Annotated in this window: 3 protein-coding genes and 2 pseudogenes; 1 reads left to right on the top strand and 4 read right to left on the bottom strand. The window is 36.2% G+C overall.

All coding sequences use genetic code 11. From position 1 onward, the window contains the following. Positions 1-152 precede the first annotated feature (152 nt). The 4 genes and pseudogenes from BFI01S_RS24215 to BFI01S_RS24725 form a co-directional block, all read right to left on the bottom strand. Positions 153-275 (bottom strand): annotated as a pseudogene (locus tag BFI01S_RS24215) (cell wall hydrolase); the annotation flags it as partial. Between the two features lie 18 nt (positions 276-293). Beyond that, positions 294-1,184, bottom strand: coding sequence for a manganese catalase family protein (locus BFI01S_RS21455; protein WP_061794386.1), 891 nt, complete (start codon positions 1,182-1,184; stop codon positions 294-296). Between the two features lie 24 nt (positions 1,185-1,208). Beyond that, the gene (locus BFI01S_RS21450; RefSeq protein ID WP_031538343.1) at positions 1,209-1,418 is read right to left on the bottom strand and encodes a YuzF family protein; all 210 of its coding nucleotides are present in this window, start codon (positions 1,416-1,418) and stop codon (positions 1,209-1,211) included. A 476-nt stretch (positions 1,419-1,894) separates the two neighbouring features. Continuing rightward, complete coding sequence (locus BFI01S_RS24725) at positions 1,895-2,146, bottom strand: DnaB-like helicase N-terminal domain-containing protein (protein WP_244926465.1); 252 nt, start codon at positions 2,144-2,146, stop codon at positions 1,895-1,897. A 373-nt stretch (positions 2,147-2,519) separates the two neighbouring features. On the opposite strand from BFI01S_RS24725, the pseudogene BFI01S_RS24205 reads away from it, so the two are divergent. Continuing rightward, positions 2,520-2,738: pseudogene (locus tag BFI01S_RS24205) on the top strand (IS66 family transposase); the annotation flags it as partial. Positions 2,739-2,883 lie beyond the last annotated feature (145 nt).

Raw genomic sequence — 2,883 nt, 5'->3', positions numbered from 1 at the left:
GCTGAGTCAGTTTTAGAAAAGCATCCTATTACAGAAAAAGGAGAGCCTAATTAGCTCTCCTCAGTGTCATTAGTTTTAACCTCATATCCAAAAAGCTGTGACCTTTCTTTAGACCCAAGATGGGATTCTAACTCGAGAAAGCCTCCTTTAGCTGTCGCTGGATGAAATCGTTCTCCTTTAATTAGTCTCCTTGCTAACCTAATTTCTGTTTCTCTAGCTGCTTGGTAAAAATATCCTCTTATAGTTGCTTCAAATCCTCCAGGTCGTTGAAAAACTTTCCTACAAAAAATCCATTATAAATTTTCCATTAGACGTTTTTTGATTAATTCATAATCGTCCCTAGTAATACCAGGAGCAAATTCTTCAGGTAACTCCTCTAAGTTTGGAATTGGTCCGCCTTCAGGAGTACCAATTTTCACTTCAAGCGGTTGCCCATTTTCCGGATTTGTTCCTTTCCAAATCATTCCGATATCCCTGTATTCTGTTTCGCTCCATGTGAATAGCACATTGCTTAAGCCTTTTTCTATGAACGGTCTGGCATAATCAAATTTTGAGTTATCAAGATTTGGAACTGGAAGCATTTTCGTCAAGTCTACCCCTGTAGCAATTTCGATTGCTTTCGCATAGGCGAGGATATGTGTTCCTCCACGAACAAGTAAATACCCAATCATGGTTCTAGCAACTGGGTTATCAGTCATCTCATAAACTCTCATTTTATGTGTACGTGCACCAATCTCTAGAAAAAAGTTATGTGTTAAATCTAAAACCAGATTTCCACTATTAAAAACATTATCACCAGTCCAAGGTCTTCCCATTGAATCACCTGGTATAGCCGTTTGAGCTGTAGAAATAAAATGGTGGGTGTTTCTCGCATCCTTCCCATTTTGAAGTGGAGTGATATCCGGTTTCCCTGGAAAAGTATTACCTACCGATAACAAATTAATCGTATTAGAAACAAGTTCTACATGACCAAATTCTTCTGCTGTAATGCTTGCCACTAACTCATAGAATGGTTTTAGCTTTTTTTTATTTCTGAAGTTAAAAGACTGAAACATATAGTTATTTAAGGTAGACATCTCCCCAAACTTGCCACCCAAGAGTTCTTGTACTGCTGCTGCAGCATTCATATCGCCGTGTGCGGGTATAGGAAGTTCAATTGCCAATTTATTTATTCTTTTAAACATTATTTCCCCTCCACTTCCTTTTTGTTAACCAGGAAAAACCCAAATAATTTGCTGGGTACGAATAAAAAAGGGAGTTCCGTTAGATTCGACAACAATGTGATCTGGCAATACATTTTTCAAGGAGCCACGAACGCTACCTCTTATGGTTTGAACAGTAACAATTTTACCAACAATGGTTGTTAATGTCTGATAAACATATGGATCATAAAAGCTTAACAGGTTGTTGTTTGTCATTTAAATCCTCCTATTCTAAAGTCATTCTTACTGAGTATATGTTTCTCGATATGAAAAAAGACTGAAAAACAACTGTTCAATTTGACTCTTGTTGTTAAATACTATCCTGAAAATAATAAACGGCAATAGCACATTTTTTGCAATACGAAACTAGGCCTAGCAATACCCAATTTTTTAAACTGGACCTAGGAATGACTAATCTAATCCTTTTATGTACGAATTTATACTATGGCTCGCATACGCCGATGTAATTGACAATAAAATTGAAAAGATAAAGCAAGGGCTTGTAGAGTTCAAGAATAAACTTTATGGCACAGGTAATGCCATTCAAAGTATAACGAAAACTCTTGACAAACTATTTCAACGTCAGGACGAACTGTTTCAATGTCAAGACAATATTATCAAGCTACTGGAAGTTGTGTATAACAATTTATAATTGTATGGAACACCAGTAAATCTCGGGCCTATTTCAAAAATTAGAAGTCATTAAGCCGCACTCGAAAGATGGACAAAGATATATTGAAGTTGTATTTATTTATCGCTTTGAAAAATCTGTTGAAACATGTGCCGATATGATTAATTGCGACAGGAGCACCTAATTGGTATGAACAATAATAAATGGTATTCGCTGTAGTTGGTACTGAGCCAGCTAATTGAGTAAGATAGGTTACGCCGCCCACATCCTCCAGTATCCCTTTTTGATTTAGTTGTTCGGAAACAGTGACCACATCAATATCTTTATAGCCACCCTTTATACTCTTTAATTCTGGTTTTATGGGCTTAATCCTTATCAATACTTGATGTACATTTTCGAGAAGCTTCCCAATGTAGATGCGAGTAATGAGAACGCCATTGATCGGATTTTTAAAGCCTGATTTTCTACTTCTGTCAAAAATGTCTCGTCATATTCAAATTCCTGTACCTCCGATAAATATCTTATATTTTTTGCTGCTTCAATTCCTCGCCTACGCAAGGATTTCGATTTTACCAAATTTTTCTTTGGCTGTTTCTACAATACTATAAGTCACAGCACTAGCCTTCGCTCCTTTCGGAGTGTTTGCAAAAATCCAGTTTTTCCTTTTATGTACTTAAACACATAAAAGAAAAAACTGGCTCTTTTCCGTCAGTGAAGTTGGTGCAAAAGCCAACGCCATCTGTTTAAGTATCGCAGAAATGGCAAAAGCAAACGGAGTGGATTTCTATCGTTATCTCTTGAAGTTACTGACAGATTTTCCGAATCTTGATATCTATCCACATTCGGAAATTTTAAATCAATATATGCCTTGGTCAAAAATGATCCAAGCAGAATGTGGCAGATAAAATGAAATCACCGTATATCTGATTAAAAAAATCATGATATACGGTGATTTATGATGCGTACGGTTAAGGTATGCTTATTTTTTATAGTTTGGGCTTACAAAAGAAAAGCATTACCTCAAAGGAAGTAATGCTGGTAGGAATTTTT

It is taken from the genome of Cytobacillus firmus NBRC 15306, from assembly GCF_001591465.1.
GTDB lineage: Bacteria > Bacillota > Bacilli > Bacillales > Cytobacillaceae > Cytobacillus > Cytobacillus firmus.
Note: the sequence above shows the minus strand (reverse complement) of the source record. Positions and strands in the feature narration are given on the sequence as shown.